Source organism: Virgibacillus necropolis, assembly GCF_002224365.1.
Lineage (GTDB): Bacteria > Bacillota > Bacilli > Bacillales > Amphibacillaceae > Virgibacillus_F > Virgibacillus_F necropolis.
On the sequence record NZ_CP022437.1, the window covers coordinates 2,462,725 to 2,479,578 of the forward strand.

General features: G+C 36.3%; 14 protein-coding genes. All 14 read right to left on the reverse strand.

Annotated features, from left to right (window positions below; translation table 11 throughout):
- Nucleotides 1-8: 8 nt before the first annotated feature.
- The gene (locus CFK40_RS11855) at nucleotides 9-395 is read right to left on the reverse strand and encodes a MerR family transcriptional regulator (RefSeq protein WP_089532503.1); all 387 of its coding nucleotides are present in this window, start codon (nucleotides 393-395) and stop codon (nucleotides 9-11) included.
- A 176-nt stretch (nucleotides 396-571) separates the two neighbouring features.
- Nucleotides 572-1,801 carry a methionine gamma-lyase family protein gene (locus CFK40_RS11860; protein ID WP_089532504.1) on the reverse strand — a complete coding sequence of 410 codons (1,230 nt, stop codon included), beginning with the start codon at nucleotides 1,799-1,801 and terminating at the stop codon, nucleotides 572-574.
- A 7-nt stretch (nucleotides 1,802-1,808) separates the two neighbouring features.
- Nucleotides 1,809-3,044, reverse strand: a complete 1,236-nt coding sequence (gene hflX / locus CFK40_RS11865; RefSeq protein WP_089532505.1) for a GTPase HflX — start codon at nucleotides 3,042-3,044, stop codon at nucleotides 1,809-1,811.
- Between the two features lie 90 nt (nucleotides 3,045-3,134).
- Nucleotides 3,135-4,055, reverse strand: coding sequence for a stage V sporulation protein K (gene spoVK / locus CFK40_RS11870; RefSeq protein WP_089534372.1), 921 nt, complete (start codon nucleotides 4,053-4,055; stop codon nucleotides 3,135-3,137).
- A gap of 121 nt (nucleotides 4,056-4,176) precedes the next feature.
- Nucleotides 4,177-4,401 (reverse strand): RNA chaperone Hfq, encoded by a 225-nt coding sequence (gene hfq, locus CFK40_RS11875; protein WP_089532506.1) that lies wholly within the window; start codon nucleotides 4,399-4,401, stop codon nucleotides 4,177-4,179.
- Between the two features lie 37 nt (nucleotides 4,402-4,438).
- On the reverse strand, nucleotides 4,439-5,371 hold the full coding sequence (gene miaA, locus CFK40_RS11880; RefSeq protein ID WP_089532507.1) for a tRNA (adenosine(37)-N6)-dimethylallyltransferase MiaA: 933 nt from the start codon (nucleotides 5,369-5,371) through the stop codon (nucleotides 4,439-4,441).
- A gap of 13 nt (nucleotides 5,372-5,384) precedes the next feature.
- Nucleotides 5,385-7,196, reverse strand: coding sequence for a DNA mismatch repair endonuclease MutL (mutL, locus tag CFK40_RS11885; protein WP_089532508.1), 1,812 nt, complete (start codon nucleotides 7,194-7,196; stop codon nucleotides 5,385-5,387).
- 20 nt (nucleotides 7,197-7,216) lie between these two features.
- Nucleotides 7,217-9,793: a DNA mismatch repair protein MutS gene (gene mutS, locus CFK40_RS11890; RefSeq protein WP_089532509.1), complete on the reverse strand. Its 2,577-nt coding sequence runs from the start codon at nucleotides 9,791-9,793 to the stop codon at nucleotides 7,217-7,219.
- 796 nt (nucleotides 9,794-10,589) lie between these two features.
- Nucleotides 10,590-11,159 carry an outer spore coat protein CotE gene (locus tag CFK40_RS11895; protein ID WP_089532510.1) on the reverse strand — a complete coding sequence of 190 codons (570 nt, stop codon included), beginning with the start codon at nucleotides 11,157-11,159 and terminating at the stop codon, nucleotides 10,590-10,592.
- Between the two features lie 182 nt (nucleotides 11,160-11,341).
- Nucleotides 11,342-11,770, reverse strand: a complete 429-nt coding sequence (locus CFK40_RS11900) for a YlbF/YmcA family competence regulator (protein ID WP_089532511.1) — start codon at nucleotides 11,768-11,770, stop codon at nucleotides 11,342-11,344.
- A 1-nt stretch (nucleotide 11,771) separates the two neighbouring features.
- A complete protein-coding gene (gene miaB / locus CFK40_RS11905; RefSeq protein ID WP_089532512.1) occupies nucleotides 11,772-13,340 on the reverse strand; it encodes a tRNA (N6-isopentenyl adenosine(37)-C2)-methylthiotransferase MiaB in 1,569 nt (522 codons plus the stop codon).
- Nucleotides 13,341-13,550: 210 nt separating this feature from the next.
- A complete protein-coding gene (locus tag CFK40_RS11910) occupies nucleotides 13,551-13,811 on the reverse strand; it encodes a stage V sporulation protein S (protein ID WP_089532513.1) in 261 nt (86 codons plus the stop codon).
- A gap of 105 nt (nucleotides 13,812-13,916) precedes the next feature.
- A complete protein-coding gene (locus CFK40_RS11915; RefSeq protein WP_089532514.1) occupies nucleotides 13,917-14,714 on the reverse strand; it encodes a TIGR00282 family metallophosphoesterase in 798 nt (265 codons plus the stop codon).
- 137 nt (nucleotides 14,715-14,851) lie between these two features.
- Nucleotides 14,852-16,429, reverse strand: a complete 1,578-nt coding sequence (rny, locus tag CFK40_RS11920; protein ID WP_405196592.1) for a ribonuclease Y — start codon at nucleotides 16,427-16,429, stop codon at nucleotides 14,852-14,854.
- Nucleotides 16,430-16,854: the final 425 nt, after the last annotated feature.

Genomic DNA, 16,854 nt, shown 5'->3' on the forward strand with positions numbered 1-16,854 from the left:
ATGTAATTTTAATGAAAAAATCTTGATAATTCACCTTGTCGTAAACTTGATTTACCAAATCGTCCAGCTTCATACAATTCATGTTTTAACATTTGCCGTAATTCACGATCTGTAATTTCTGTTCGCTTTTCTTCTGTAAAACTTTTATTATTGCTACTTGAATCCAACAATAATTTTACTCCAGCCAGATTTACACCTTTATCTAGAAGGTTCTTTATTTCTAGTAGGCGATCTACATCATTAAATGAAAATAACCGTTGATTTCCTGTTGTTCTTGCTGGTTGAATCAACTTATTATCCTCATAATTCCTAATTTGCCTGGCTGTTAACTCTGTTAATTTCATAACTATCCCAATTGCAAATAAGGGCATCGAACGGCGATCCTGATCATTCATTGGACACCCTCCTACTTTGTTGATATTTATATTCTATAATATGTAAGGTTATTTGTCAATACTATGTAAGGTTTTCTTACATCATTAAAAATACTATTATAGAGCCACTTGTCTTATACCCTATTTCCATAACGTGAAACTTTATCGGTACGTTTTTTCTTTTTTTCCGCTGAATATTAATCCTTTATTAACAGAGTTTTTAGCGATTCCTTTAATGCAATCTTTACATGTTCATACGTCAGGCCGCCTTGAACAAAGGCAGTATAAGGTTGCCGAATTGGTCCGTCCGCTGTTAATTCTAAACTCGCACCTTGAATAAATGTTCCTGCTGCCATGATTACCTCACTATCATACCCAGGCATCCCACTAGGATATGGAGTGACAAACGAATTTACAGGTGAATTCTGTTGAATTGTTTGGCAGAAGGCAATCATTTGGTCTGCTGTTTGAAATGTTACAGATTGTATAAGATCAGTTCGATTGGCCTGATAATGAGGAATTGATGAAAACCCTGCAAGTTCAAGTAATCTAGCCGTAAAGATAGCACCCTTCAGTGCCTCTCCTACAACGTGCGGAGCCATAAATAATCCCTGAAACATTTCTTGTAGCATGTTTAATGTGGCACCTGTTTCTTTACCAAGTCCTGGAGCAGTTAATCGATGTGCGCATTTCTCTACAAGATCTTTTTTCCCAACAATATACCCACCAGCCCGTACAATTCCACCACCAGGATTTTTAATTAAAGACCCTGCAATTATATCTGCACCAACATGAAGAGGCTCCTGTTCCTCAACAAATTCACCATAACAGTTATCAACAAATACGATGATTGTTTTATCAATGTTCTTAACAAACTTTACCATCTCTTCAATCTCTTTAATAGTAAAGGATGGCCTGTCCGCATAACCCTTAGAACGTTGTATACCAATCACTTTTGTTTGTTTTGATATAGAACGTTTTACGTGATTAAAATCAATTTCTCCATTTGCTAACAAGTCAATTTGGTTGTAGGAAATTTGGTAATTTAGTAACGATCCATTGTCATTTTCATGTGTTCCAATAACACCTTCCAATGTGTCATAAGGTTTCCCCGTAATATACATAAGCTCATCAGATGGACGTAATAACCCAAACAACGTTGTTGATATGGCATGTGTACCTGAAACTAGTTGCGGACGAACAAGTGCGTCTTCCCCACCGAATATGTCTGCATAAACCATTTCAATCACTTCTCTTCCATAATCATCATATCCATAACCAGTTGTTGAATTAAAATGACTATCACTTACACGATTACGTTTAAATGCATCGAGTACACGTTTTTGATTATGTTCTACAATTGATGCTACTTTTTCATGCTGTTCTTTACAGTCTAATTCGGCCTCTTTTGCTATTTTTTCTATCATGAATCACTTATTGCTCCTTTAGTATGTTTTGGATTGGATGGTTTTGCTTGATAAAACCATTTATTTTATATTGGTCCAGTTCTGCGTCAAATTCTCTTCCCTTTACGATGGTTTCATGCTCTAACCTGTTAATCATCTTTCCTTCATCAGGATCAAGCGCTGTTGAATACCAATCCCATTCTGCTTCTAATAGTGATTCAATTTTGACAAACAATTTGGTGATGTCTTCTTTATTAAATGCACTTATCACAATATATGGATGATTGTTAGGGATAAACTCTTCGCTTATTTTATCTTTCTTATTATATACCGTTAGCGTTGGTATAGATGTAGCATCTAAATCCTGGAGTAGCTTGTGGACAGTTTCTTGTTGTTGATCTTTGTCCGGATCAGAACCATCTACTACATGTAAGATAAAATCTGCTTCCGTAACCTCTTCCAATGTTGACCTGAATGCTGCAATCAGTGAGGTAGGAAGATCTTGCAGGAACCCAACCGTATCTGTCACCAATGCCTGGAACCCAGACGGGAGTTGAAAATGTCTTGTTAATGGATCGAGCGTTGCAAACAATTGATCTTCTTCAAGTGATTGTTCTTTTGTAATCCGATTAAATAACGTTGATTTTCCAGCGTTTGTGTATCCCACAATCGCAATTTGAAAAGCTTGATTTGTTTTTCTGCGTTTCCGGTATTGCTCGCGTTGACTTACTACGACTTTGAAGCGACGTTGTATATCGTATATTCTCCGTCTAATATGCCGCTGATCTGTTTCTAACTTGGTTTCCCCTGGACCTCTTGTTCCAATTCCTGCACCTAAGCGTGATAACGCTGTTCCCTGACCATGAAGTCTAGGTAATAAATATTCCAGTTGTGCAAGCTCTACCTGTAGTTTACCTTCTTTCGTTTTTGCGCGCATTGCAAAAATATCAAGTATAAGCTGGCTCCGATCGATTAAACGTACACCAAATCGTTCGGATAAATTTCGAGATTGTCCGGCAGATAACTCATCATTTGAAATAACAATGTCAATTTCTAATTCCTCGACAAAGTTACTTATCTCATCTATTTTACCTTCACCAATATATGTTGCAGGATGAATTCGATTTCTTTTTTGGGTAACAATCTTTTTTACCGTACCACCTGCAGTATTGCATAATGAAGATAATTCTTGTAAGGAAGATTCAAAATGCTCATCTGTTTGTGTGGGATGTTTAACCGCCATAATTAATATTTGTTCCTGCATATTATCAAACCTCTTTCTTTTATCTCTAACTTATCATAGCAAAATGAAAACCTTATCACAATTTGTATGATAAGGTTTAACTTAGCTTACCTAGTGGCTTGGCGTTTTATCAAAGACCAAATCTTGCTTTGTAAGGGTTATCAATGTATCAGTGGAAATATTATTCAGATTTAATATACGCATTGCTTGCTTGCGAATTGAATGTTCAATAACATTTCGGACGAAACGTGCATTTGAAAAATTGCTAGGCGAATGATTTTTTTCCAAAATAATTTGTTCTCTAAGTTTCCACTCTGCCTCATTTGTTAATTGGTATTCTCGCTCACGTAACATTTTCTTTGCTATTTGCACTAATTGGTCCACTGCATAGTCTTCAAAATCAAGAATGAAAGGAAATCTGGACTTTAAGCCCGGATTCAGCAATAAAAATCGTTCCATTTCATACGGATATCCCGCCAAAATTAACACAAAATCATCATGATCATCTTCCATGTGTTTTACCAATGTGTCAATTGCTTCTTTACCAAAATCTTTTTCCCCTCCACGGGCAAGGGAATATGCTTCATCAATAAATAATATACCCCCAGCAGCTTTTTGTATGATGGCACGGGTTTTTTGTGCGGTTTGACCGATATATTCACCAACTAAATCTGCTCGTTCCGCTTCAATAAAATGTCCTTTTGAAAGTATATTCATATCATAATAAGCAGAAGCTAATTTCCGTGCAATTGTTGTTTTTCCAGTACCAGGATTACCTTTAAACAACATATGCAACACTTGATTGGATGAATTCAGACCAACTTGCTTACGTTTTTCATTAATCGTAATCATTGCATATATTTCTTTGATAGATTGTTTTAAATAGTCCATTCCTACGAATGATGAGAACTCTTGGTCAATACGATAAAATGGACTACTTTCGTTATACGATTGACGTTGATCTGACTCTACTTTAACGCCATCCTTATCATATAAAACAATATTAATTTGCCCATTTTTATTTTGCATCATTTGCGATTCCAAATCATCACCCCTTAGTCAATTTAGTATACGCACGAAATGAAAAAGTTGTGACAAACGCCCAATTAAAAAACCAAAAACTCAACTACTACTTGAGTTTCTGGTTTTGTTTTCATTCTTTCTCTAGTGTTATATTTTTAACAGGTGCAAAGGTTGAAATTGCATGCTTAAAAATAAGTTGTTGTTTACCATCCGCCTCTAATAAGACAGTGAAATTATCGAAAGCCTTAACGACCCCTCTTAATTGAAAGCCATTTACCAAGAATACGGTAACTGAAATGTGATCTTTCCTTAATTGATTTAAATATTGTTCCTGTATGTTTACTGATTGTGCCATCGGTGTTTCCTCCTTTTCTATCTATATATATTTAGTTCTACTTTTCTTTCAACATTCCTGCTATATCCGTTAAAATAGTTCGAAATTTTTCATCAATTGTATCAGTTGTTACAGAATACCAGTTTACATCCATCCTATTTTTAAACCATGTATACTGCCGTTTGGCAAATCTTCTTGAGTTGCGTTTTAATATCTCAATTGCTTCTTCAAGAGAATAATCTCCTTTAAAATAAGGGATGAATTCCTTATAACCAATACCTCGCATAGATTGATGATTTTCAAGTCCTTTGGAATACAACTGATGGACCTCATAAAGTAATCCATCCTGAATCATTTTATCAATTCTATTATTAATCCGATTGTATAACATCAGACGTTCCATTTCCAACCCGATAAAAATGGGATCATAAGGTGATTCTTTTTGTTCTTTCTGATATTCGGTCATTGTTTTTCCTGTTGTCTCGATTATTTCAAGAGCCCGAATGAGGCGGCGATGGTTGTTAGGATGTATTTTCAATGCTTGTTCTGGATCAAGCCTTTTTAAACGGTCATGTAGATGATTAACGCCCAATTTCTCCAGTTCACTTTCTAATTGGGCTGTTCGTAACGGATCTCTTGCATCACCTGTAAAGTTATAATTGTACAATGCTGATTGAATATAAAGACCACTACCTCCAACTAGGATTGGCAATCGTTTTTTAGCTGTAATATCATTAATATAATCCTGAACTTTGCCTTGAAAATCCGCTACCGAGAAATCTTCATCTGGCTCTTTTATATCAATCATATAATGTGGAATACTCTGTTTCTCGTCTTCCCTAACTTTGGCAGTTCCTATATCCATACCCCTATATACTTGCATAGAATCTCCACTAATGATTTCACCATTAAATTGTTTTGCAAGTTCGACACTTAGTTTTGTTTTTCCTACAGCTGTAGGGCCTACAATAGCAATAACTTTCTGTTTCATCATTTCCTCCTAGTTACATAACCCTTTTAAACATTTTTTCTAATTCATAGGAAGAAAAATGTACGATAATCGGGCGTCCATGGGGACAGGTAAAGGGATCTGTCGTCTTGCGTAAATCTTCGAGTAAGTGGAACATGTCTTTTTCATTTAAGTAATGATTAGCTTTAATTGAACCCTTACAGGACATCATAATAGCTGCTTCCTCCCGAATTGTTTCAATCGTCACCTTTGCATCATGCATTATCTGATCAATCATTTCACGGATAACTTCTTCCTCGTAGCCTGCCGGGAACCATGTAGGATGCGATCGAATGATATAGGTTTGATTACCAAACTCCTCAAAGAACAAGCCAACTTTTTTAAATTCTTCTTCATATTGATCAATAAAAATCGATTCTTGCTTAGAGAATTCAAATGTCATTGGTAACAATAATTCTTGAAGCGTATTTCCTGATTGTCCTAGTTTATCTCTGAAAAATTCATATTTTACTCGTTCTTGAGCTGCATGTTGATCAATCATATATAACCCGTTCTCATTTTGCGCTAATAAATAGGTACCATGTAATTGTCCGATTGGATACATGATTGGTACCCGTTCTTGTTTACGTGTTGGCTGGTTAGTTGTATCTATTACTTCTTTATCAGACGGAATAAATTCACTTTCGTTAATCTGAAATCCAGTTCGTTCATTAGTTTTTTGTTCTGGTTCATACCGTTGCTCTTGATTTCCTATTGGTTGGGAATTAAATTCAGGCCTCACTTGTTTTGGTTCATCGAAAGCTATTGAAGGCTGAAAGGATTGTTGTTTTTTTGGTTCAGCTTGTTCCATTTCAGGAATTAATGAAGTTTGTCGAAATGTTTGTCGAATCATTTTTTCAATCAGTTGAAATAACTCTTTTTCTTTACTGAATCTAACCTCAAGTTTTGTAGGGTGTACGTTTACATCTACTAAAATTGGATCCATTGTTATCGACAGAACAACAATAGGCATTCGACCGATTGGGAGTAGCGTATGATAGCCTCTAGTGATAGCTTGGGATAAAGGGATGCTCTTAATAAATCTTCCATTGATAATGGTAGAAATATAATTTCGCGAGGACCTCGTTATCTCAGGTTTTGCAATATATCCATTAATGTGAAAATCTAATGTTTTCTCTTCTACAGGCACCATTTTCTTTGCAACGTTCATACCATAAACTTGGGAGATAACCTGAAGCAAATCATCGGTACCAGCCGTCTTAAATAATTGTCTCCCATTATGTGTCAGTTCAAACCGTACATTTGGATGAGATAAAGCTAAACGATTCATTAAGTCCGTAATATGGCCAAGTTCTGTATGAATGGTTTTCATATATTTTAATCGTGCGGGTGTATTGAAAAATAAATCTTCCACAAGAATTTCCGTTCCCATGCGAGCATCACTTTTAGACTGATTGATTATTTTTCCGCCCTCAAGTTCGATACAAGTACCTGATTGATCACCTTCAGACGTCTTTATTTTCAACCTACTTACAGCTGCAATACTGGCCAATGCCTCTCCGCGAAAACCTAGTGTTTTAACATGAAATAAATCTGTTTCATTTTTTATTTTACTAGTAGCATGAGGTAAGAACGATTTACCACAATCTGTTTCAGACATTCCAACCCCATTATCGGTAACCTTAATCTTCTGTAGCCCTGCCTCTTCAACTTCAATTTTAACCCATGTACTATTGGCGTCTATACTATTTTCCACCAGTTCCTTTACGACTGATGCTGGCCGTTCTACAACTTCCCCAGCTGCTATTTTATTTGCAAGCGCATCAGACATTTGGAATATTTTCATCAAAACAATCCTTTCTACTCCTACTTTCTAAGCTTCTTTTGCAAACGGCTCAACTCATTCATAGCATCGAGCGGTGTCATGTCAAACAAGTTTATTTTCTTTAGCTCTACAATAATTGACTCGTGTGTTCTATCTACTGTTTTCGTTCGAGTTGATGGTACTTCCTCGGCAAAAAAGGATAATTGGTTTGCGCTATCCTCATGTACTTCATTTTTTTTCTCATCCTTCGTTTCAAAATCATGTAAAATCGATGATGCTCGATTGATTAATTTTTCTGGAAGCTCAGCAAGTTTTGCAACGTGAATTCCATAGCTCTCATCTGCTGCACCTTCTTTTATTTGATGTAAAAAAACAACATTACCTTCATACTCTTCTGCCCGAACATGAATATTTTTCAACCTAGCTAGTGACTGGTCAAGTGTGGTTAATTCATGGTAATGGGTAGAAAAAAGCGTCTTAGCATGAATATGATTGTGAATGTACTCGACGATGGCCTGTGCTAACGCCATTCCATCATACGTACTTGTTCCACGTCCGATTTCATCTAAAAGAATCAAACTATTTTTAGTAGCATTTGAGATTGCATGATTTGCTTCAAGCATTTCCACCATAAAGGTGCTTTGCCCAGATACTAAATCATCAGCTGCCCCGATTCGCGTGAAGATTTGATCGAAAATAGTTAACGCAGCATCCTCACACGGCACAAAGCATCCGATTTGCCCCATGAGCACGGTTAGCGCTAGTTGACGCATATAGGTGCTCTTCCCGGACATATTTGGCCCTGTAATTAATAGGACATCAGAATCTTTATCCATAAAAATATCATTAGGTACAAATTCACCATTTTTCATAACTTGTTCGACTACTGGATGTCGTCCATTTTTGATGGAAAGATTATCTTTTACAAAACTAGGACGCTTATAGTTATTGCTTTCACTGACGGTAGCAAATGACTGTAACACATCTATTTTACTAACTACTTCGGCAAGCCTTTGCAGATCAGGAATATACGCTTTTAATTGATCACGAATAGTAAGAAATAGTTCATATTCTAATTCAACGCTTTTTTCTTCTGCTTCCAAAATAAGCTGTTCTTTCTCTTTTAACTCTGGTGTTACATATCTTTCTGCATTTGTTAACGTTTGTTTCCGTTCATATCTCCCCTCTGGTAGGAGATGAAGATTTGCCTTAGTGACCTCTATATAATAACCGAATACTCGATTATAGCCGATTTTCAATGATTTAATTTTCGTTTCCTGTTTTTCTTGCAGTTCCAATTCTTTAATCCACTGTTTCCCATTTCTAGAGGCATCACGATACTTGTCCAAGGTTTCATTATATCCATCCTTGATTAATGACCCATCTTTGATAGAAATTGGAGGATTCTCAACTAAACTATTTGCCAAAAGCTCTACTAACTGATTTGGAGAATGTATTTCTTTTACGACCTTATCAATCTGTTTGGAACCAAATTGATTTAGAATTGATAGTAAATCTGGAATTTTTGCTAAGGATTGTTTTAATTGAATCAAATCCCTACCGTTTACATTTCCAAATGCAATGCGTCCTGCCAAACGCTCAAGGTCATATACCGATTTTAAACCTTCTCTTAGTGCGTCACGTTCCATAAAGCCATTATAAAATGCATCGACAACATCTAGCCGTTCTTCTATTTGTTTTTTGTTTAACAATGGACGTTCAATCCACTTTTTCAACAGCCTTGAGCCCATTGAAGTGACTGTTTGATCTAAAACCCATAGTAAACTACCATGTTTACCCTTTTTTATTATTGTTTCCGTTAATTCTAAATTTCGCTTCGAGTACATATCAAGCTTTAAAAATTGTTTTAGCTCAATGATTTTGGCCGGTTGTAAATGATCAAGTGAACGTTTTTGTGTATGTTGCACATAATTTAACAACCGACTGAATGCTTTAACTAAACGTTCATCATTTATATCATCAACTAAACTTCTGTATTCACCATTAAAGGATATTTCGTCCTGATAGGATAATGTAACGTTCAATTTATCCCTGAGTTGTTGCTGAAGATCTGGTGGCATTTTGGACGAAATGACAATTTCTTTGATTGGTTGATTATAAAGTTCATGAATTACTGCGTCCCATCCATTTGAAACAAGTGCAATTCTGTTTTCACCTGTCGATAGATCATTATAAACAATTACATAAGATCCATCTTTAAAATAGGAAAGGCTGGCAATATAGTTATTTTCTTTTTCGCTTAACATATTAGATTCCATTACGGTCCCTGGAGTGATTAATTGAACAACTTCTCGTCTAACCACACCTTTTGCTTGTTTAGGGTCTTCTACTTGCTCACAAATGGCAACTTTATAGCCTTTTTCAATTAAATTTTTTATGTAATTTGCCGCAGCGTGGTATGGTACTCCGCACATTGGAATTGGATCATCGTTTGCTGCATCACGTTTCGTTAACGTTATTTCAAGTTCTCTGGCTGCAACAACTGCATCATCAAAAAACATTTCATAAAAATCGCCAAGGCGAAAAAATAAAAAAGCATCCTTATAGTCAGCTTTTATTCCTAAGTATTGTTCCATCATCGGTGTATATTTCGACATGCCTATTCCTCCAAAAACAACAAAATATTCTCAAGCAATTATAGCATAAATAGAAAAGCAGAGGCGACTGTTTAGCGACGTACAAATAGATAGAACTGTGAAAGTACGTCGAACTTTACGTACATTCATCAGGACTAACTATTTGTACGTCGCTAGAAGCCGTAGCTGGATCAAGAAAAGCAGAGGCGACTGTTTAGAAGCGGACGTATAAGCGATACCGTAAAATGAGCTTTGATTTTTCCAAAATACTATTTTCTAAAAGATTGTTGTTTTGACACAAAAAATATATAATGTGACATAATTAAAATCATTTTCGGTGCTCTGTAACCGCTACGGAAAAACACTACGCTTTCCGCGGGCTCGCGATGAGCCTCCTCAATCGCAAAGACCGCTCTCTGCGGGGTCTCATCGTCTTCGCTTTCCCGCAGGAGTCTCCGTGTTTTTCCTTCGCTGATGTAGTGTCGAATAATGAAAAAATAGTAATCACTTTATTGATTAAAGCATAAATATCCACTATTATGGCAGTTGTTTGGAGCGGAGGACCGTTGACTCCTGCTTAGAACAGCACGAGTCTGAAGACCCCGCAGGAAGTGGTTTTCTTCCGAGGAGGCTGAAGCCGTGCCCTAAGGTGCGCAACGGTCCGTAGCGGAAAACAACCAGCAGTTACATCGTAATGTATTTCTGAGCGGCAGGTTATGTCGCAGTTTACATCAACTTCGGTGGTATTGAGCAACAAACTATACGAAAACAGCCTTTCAAAAAAAAAATTACGAGAGAAATTTCTCTCGTAATAGTATTAATCTTTTTCTTTTTCATCAAGAAAATCTGGATTGATCTCATCAAGCTCATCATTACTAACATCAAAATCCCAATCATCGTCATCGTCTTGATGATGAAATCCATCAGGGTTTACTTTTACAGAAATTTTAGTGTCACCTATGATTTGCACCAAAAATTCTCTTTCTATTTCGACTACAATTTTATTACCTTGGTTTGTTATTTTGCATTCCAAGCAATTTGGTTGTTGAAGCACCTTGGCTACTACGTCATAATCATCATTAATACAATGGTCATCTTTTACTGAAAGCTTAATATTGTCACAATACGTAATTCTTTCTGTAACCACTTCTGTCTTGGTATTATCATTATAGGAATACCAAATATTAATATCATAGCTTCCATTTACCTCAACAGTGTCTTTTGATTTCTTCTTTGCATGATACAAATGATTAATTACCCAGCACCCTAAAATGCTAGATGGTTTATGGGATGCTGAAACTGAATGTGTTGCTTCAACAAACCTCCGCCCCTTGCCACAAACGGCTTTGGTAATAATTTCTCTATATTCTTGATCAAGATATGTCATAATTCCGTTTACCTCCTCATTTTTCATAGTCATTTTATGCAAGACAAATACCTAAAGTGCATAACAAAACAATGAAAAAGAAAGAGGGTAACTTTTATTCCCTAAGAAAGGTTGCCTAGACTGGGTTCATGAGGCAAAAAAAACAGGTAAGAAATATTACATTTCCTACCTGGACAATTAAATTAGTGACTACATGCTGAGCCGTTTTTAGATTTAGAACCAGTTTCTCCTGATAATAAATCGCCACCTGTTGAACGGATTACATCGTTTGTTACCTCGCGAGCAATCGTACCAGATACAAGTTGCAAAACATCATTTACAACAATTTGTGTTTCCTTGAATTCTTGAACAACCGGAATATCATCTATTTCTGCTTGCAGGCGATCTATTTCTTCTTCTACTCTCTTTAATGCTTCCCTTTTTTCATATGCCTGGAAATTAACCGCCTGTTTTTGTAATGCTTTAATTTTAGTGATAAGTTTCTGTACCTTTTTATTTTCGTTAATTTTTGCTTCAACTTCTTTAAAACGATCTATTTCTTCTGTATTAGCGAGCATTTGGGCTAGGTTTCTTGCTTCATCCAATACTTGCTTACGTGTATATTCAGCCATGTTAGTTCACCTCAACTGTATTTTCTACCATGATACCATTTAATGACCACGTTTTTGCTTCCGTTACGTGAACTTCCACAATTCTTCCAATAGAAGATTCTGGTCCTTTAAAGTTTACAAGTTTATTCTTTTCTGTGTAGCCAGCCAAAACATCTGGATCTTTTTTGCTTTCACCCTCAACTAGCACTTTTACCACTTTATTTTCTAATCGTTTCATGGATTCTTTAGATTGCTTGTTAACCAAGTCGTTTAAACGATATAGGCGTTGTTTTTTCACATCCATTGGCACATTATCCGTCTTTTTCGCAGCTGGTGTGCCATCTCGTGGTGAATAAATGTACGTATAAGCGGCCTCAAATCCTACTTCCGCCATTAGTGTCATCGTTTCTTCAAATTGTTCGTCTGTCTCATTTGGAAAACCAACAATAATATCAGTGGTTAACGTAGCATTTGGTATTGCTTTACGAATTTTTGCAACTAATTCTAAGTATTGCTCTCTCGTATATTTGCGGTTCATCAATTTTAATACATCACTACTGCCTGATTGCACAGGTAAATGTATATGATCCAATAAGTTACCACCTTGAGCTAATACTTCAATTAGATGATCATCAAAATCTCTCGGGTGTGAGGTAGTAAATCTTACTCTAGGAATATCAACCTTGTGGATATCATCCATTAACTCCCCAAAACCGTACGCAATATCTTCAAAGTCTTTTCCATAGGCATTAACATTTTGACCTAATAAGGTAATTTCTTGATAGCCCTGTGCAGCTAAATGACGTACTTCTTGAATAATATCTTCTGGTCTACGGCTTCGTTCCTTACCTCTAGTCATTGGTACAATACAGTACGTGCAAAACTTATCGCAACCATACATAATGTTTACCCAAGCTTTTATTTTACCTTTACGAACTTTAGGAAGGTTTTCAATTATATCCCCTTCTTTGGACCACACTTCAACGACCTTTGCCTTACCAAAGAATGATTCTTTTATTAATTGTGGTAAACGGTGAATATTATGCGTACCAAAAATGAGGTCCACTTGCGGATGCTTTTTCAAGATACGGTTAACTACCGATTCCTCCTGGGACATACAGCCACATACACCTAAAATTAAGTCTGGCTTTTCTAGTTTTAATGGTTTTAAATGTCCAATCTCTCCAAACACTTTATTTTCAGCATTTTCACGAATAGCACAAGTGTTTAGTAGAATAATATCAGCATCTTCGGTATTGTTAGTTGATTCATATCCTAACTCTGTTAAAATACCCGCCATTACCTCTGTATCATGTTCATTCATTTGACAACCATATGTACGGATTAAGAACTTTTTTCCTACTCCAATATTTTCAATATCTTCAGGAATTCCAAAATCATAATGAACATTTACTTTGTCCCGTCCACGTTTACGAGCTTTATTAAGATTTGGAGGTTCATACGTAGTTTCAAAGTATTTTGCGAAGTCTGAACTCGTCTTCTCTTGCAAAGGTTTGTCCTGGCCGGATTTTCTGTCCGCGGCATCTCTTTGCTTAATTTGGGACATTTCTTTACGCTGTTGTTCGTTCATGTGTGTAGCTCCTTTCTCTATTTAAACATAAACAGAGGTGCATAGATTTTCATTATTACAGTATAAAGCCTATATACTAATAAAACAATAGATGAGCCAGTTAGAGCAAGTAAAAATCATCACTCACGTGTAAATGTGCCATTTTTGACAAAAAAATAGCACTACACATTAAAATGTATAGCACTTCGATATAATAATCCACACACACTTCTATCGCGGTTCTACTATTAGCTTAATCGCTGTTCGTTCTTCATTATCAATCATGATATCTGTGAATGCTGGAACACATATTAAATCCACTCCACTGGGTGCGACAAAACCTCGGGCGATTGCTACAGCTTTTACGGCCTGGTTTATCGCACCAGCACCGATAGCCTGCATCTCTGCTGTGCCACGTTCTCGTAATACGTTTGCAAGTGCGCCTGCTACTGAATTTGGGCTTGATTTTGCTGAAACTTTTAATACATCCATTACTAGTACCTCCCTTATATGCTAATGTAGTTCTATTACTACTATATTCACGGAGATGATAGCTTATTACCCTATTATGCATTAAAGATTCTTACAATGAACTAGTCAACCAAAAAATGGATGATCATCATTAATTAGTATACGCTCTACACGTGATGCTTGTCCGCTCTTTTCATCTATTGTGACTAAAAATCCATTTAGTTGTGTTCTTCCCTTTTTATCGGTTTCGAAACGTACAGGTAGGTTTGTTAAAAAACGATTTATGACGGCATCCTTTTCTACCCCTAAGATTCCATCGTACGGTCCAGTCATTCCAACATCGGTTATATAACCAGTTCCTTGCGGCAAAATTCTTTCGTCGGCCGTTTGTGTATGTGTGTGAGTACCAACAACAACACTTACCCGTCCATCAACATACCAACCCATTGCTTGTTTCTCACTTGTTGCTTCTGCATGGAAATCAAGGAATATGACAGATGTGCGTTTTTTTGCCTCTTCAATTAATTCATCCACTTTACGGAATGGATCATCAAGCGGTGGAAGAAATGTGCGGCCTTGTATATTGATAACAGCTATTTCTTTACCATTTATATTTATAAAAACAATTCCATTACCAGGTGTGCCCTCAGGAAAATTCGCCGGACGAATCATATATTTTGCATCATTGATGAATTCAAAAATTTCTTTCTTATCCCACGTATGGTTACCCATTGTTACAACTTGTGCTCCAAGTTCCAAAAACTCTTTATAAATTTTTTCAGTAATTCCTTTACCTGCCGCGGCATTTTCACCATTTATAATCGTCATATTAGGACGGTACTTTTCCTTTAGTTTTGGTAAATATTGTTTTACCATATCTCGTCCTGGAGAGCCTACCACGTCACCGATAAATAATATTTTCATATATGTACCCATCCTCTCTTTTTTTGAAAAACTATTTGCCAAATAATAATAGCTAAAAGTTCAACATATTATTTTAGAATAGTGTTTCATAACACTTATTTACTGCCAAAAAAATAAAAGCGGATTGATGTCCGCTTTTATTTCGCATACTCTACTGTTCTTGTTTCTCTGATAACAGTCACTTTAATATGACCAGGATAATCAAGTTCATTTTCAATTCGTTTTCGTATATCTCTAGCAACCCGAACGGAATCAAGGTCATTTATTTCATCTGGTTTAACGATAATTCGAATTTCCCGACCAGCTTGAATTGCGAATGATTTTTCAACACCTGTAAATGACTCAGAAATTTCTTCAAGTTTTTCTAATCGTTTGATATAATTTTCTAGTGTTTCACTTCTTGCACCAGGACGTGCAGCTGATAGCGCATCTGCTGCTGCAACTAAAACAGAAATAATTGAAGTAGCTTCTTCGTCACCGTGATGGGAAGCTATTGCATTAATAACCACTTCATGCTCTTTGTATTTTATACCAAGTTCTTTTCCAATTTCCACGTGGCTTCCTTCAACTTCATGATCAATCGCTTTACCAATATCATGAAGGAGTCCTGCTCTACGTGCTAACCTTTCATCTTCGCCTAACTCTGCAGCTAGCAATCCGGATAGATAAGCAACTTCCGTAGAATGCTTCAATACATTTTGTCCATAGCTAGTACGATACTTCAAACGTCCGAGTATTTTGACAAGATCTGGATGTAGACCATGTACTCCGATTTCGAACGTTGTCTCTTCCCCAATTTCTCGTATATATTCATCAACTTCACGACGAGCCTTATCAACCATTTCTTCGATTCGAGCTGGATGAATACGACCATCTTGTACAAGTTTTTCTAATGCCATACGAGCAGTTTCTCTTCTAATTGGATCAAAACCTGATAAAATTACTGCCTCTGGTGTATCATCAATGATTAAATCAATACCAGTTAAGGTTTCTAATGTACGTATGTTACGACCCTCACGTCCAATTATCCGCCCTTTCATTTCATCATTTGGAAGGTTAACCACAGATACAGTAGTTTCTGCTACATGATCTGCTGCACAACGCTGTAACGCCAAAGAAAGAATGCTTTTTGCTTTTTTATCTGCCTCTTCTTTTGCACGATTTTCAGCTTCTTTTATCATTAGTGCTGATTCGTGTGTTACCTCTTGTTCGATGCGTTCTAAGATAATCTGTTTAGCTTGGTCAGTTGTATATCCTGAAATGCGTTCAAGCTCCGTTTGCTGCATTTGTATCATAGCTTCCACTTTGCTTTCCATTTCTTCAATTTGTTGTTGTTTTTCTGTTAGTGAGTTTTCTTTCTTCTCTAACATGAGCTCACGCTTATCAAGCGTTTCACTTTTTCTGTCCAGATTTTCTTCTTTTTGCATTAGACGAGTTTCTTGTTTTTGTGATTCATTTCGTCGTTCACGCAAATCTTGTTCTGTTTGCTGACGAAGTTTGTGATTTTCATCCTTCGCCTCAAGAAGTGCTTCTTTTTTCGAAGCATCTGCATTTCGATGTGCTTCATCGACTATTTGCTTTGCTAATTTTTCTGCACTTGAAATTTTAGCTTCAGCTATAGATTTACGAATCAGATAACCAACAACAATACCGACGATTAGGGCAAGCAAAGCGGAGATGATTATTGTAATAATGTCCACGGTTTCACCTCCCATTGCTATAAAGTTGTACAATTCATTATTGTCGGCATGTACCAAATTTTAACTAAAAATATCAATATTTGTATAATGCAATTAAAATAATTATACATTCTAATTTTAATTGTCAACATTACCATTGTCAAGGAATCGTAAGAATTAAAAAATATAGTTTTATCCAGAGGAAGTATAACCGCTCAAAAGGCTATTAGTGCGTGTTCAAAAAGTCGGCAAATTAGAAACAAGAAGTTCGAGGCGGCGTAGTTTTGAGGATCGGAATGTAGGCTATTCCTACATGAGAACCGGAAAAACAAGCCAACGAAGAAATTCGCCGTTTATCATTTGGTGACTTTTTTGAACATCCTATTAGGATAAAAGAAAAAGTAAATTCTCATTCCGATGAATATAGAATAAGAATTTACTAGATATATTACATATTTAAG

Bases quoted from the DNA above. Each gene is read 5' to 3' on its own strand.
- CFK40_RS11855 (WP_089532503.1), bottom strand. From the start codon at position 395: ATGAATGATCAGGATCGCCGTTCGATGCCCTTATTTGCAATTGGGATA.
- CFK40_RS11860 (WP_089532504.1), bottom strand. From the start codon at position 1,801: ATGATAGAAAAAATAGCAAAAGAGGCCGAATTAGACTGTAAAGAACAG.
- hflX (WP_089532505.1), bottom strand. From the start codon at position 3,044: ATGCAGGAACAAATATTAATTATGGCGGTTAAACATCCCACACAAACA.
- spoVK (WP_089534372.1), bottom strand. From the start codon at position 4,055: ATGATGCAAAATAAAAATGGGCAAATTAATATTGTTTTATATGATAAG.
- hfq (WP_089532506.1), bottom strand. From the start codon at position 4,401: ATGGCACAATCAGTAAACATACAGGAACAATATTTAAATCAATTAAGG.
- miaA (WP_089532507.1), bottom strand. From the start codon at position 5,371: ATGAAACAGAAAGTTATTGCTATTGTAGGCCCTACAGCTGTAGGAAAA.
- mutL (WP_089532508.1), bottom strand. From the start codon at position 7,196: ATGAAAATATTCCAAATGTCTGATGCGCTTGCAAATAAAATAGCAGCT.
- mutS (WP_089532509.1), bottom strand. From the start codon at position 9,793: ATGTCGAAATATACACCGATGATGGAACAATACTTAGGAATAAAAGCT.
- CFK40_RS11895 (WP_089532510.1), bottom strand. From the start codon at position 11,159: ATGACATATCTTGATCAAGAATATAGAGAAATTATTACCAAAGCCGTT.
- CFK40_RS11900 (WP_089532511.1), bottom strand. From the start codon at position 11,770: ATGGCTGAATATACACGTAAGCAAGTATTGGATGAAGCAAGAAACCTA.
- miaB (WP_089532512.1), bottom strand. From the start codon at position 13,340: ATGAACGAACAACAGCGTAAAGAAATGTCCCAAATTAAGCAAAGAGAT.
- CFK40_RS11910 (WP_089532513.1), bottom strand. From the start codon at position 13,811: ATGGATGTATTAAAAGTTTCAGCAAAATCAAGCCCAAATTCAGTAGCA.
- CFK40_RS11915 (WP_089532514.1), bottom strand. From the start codon at position 14,714: ATGAAAATATTATTTATCGGTGACGTGGTAGGCTCTCCAGGACGAGAT.
- rny (WP_405196592.1), bottom strand. From the start codon at position 16,429: ATGGGAGGTGAAACCGTGGACATTATTACAATAATCATCTCCGCTTTG.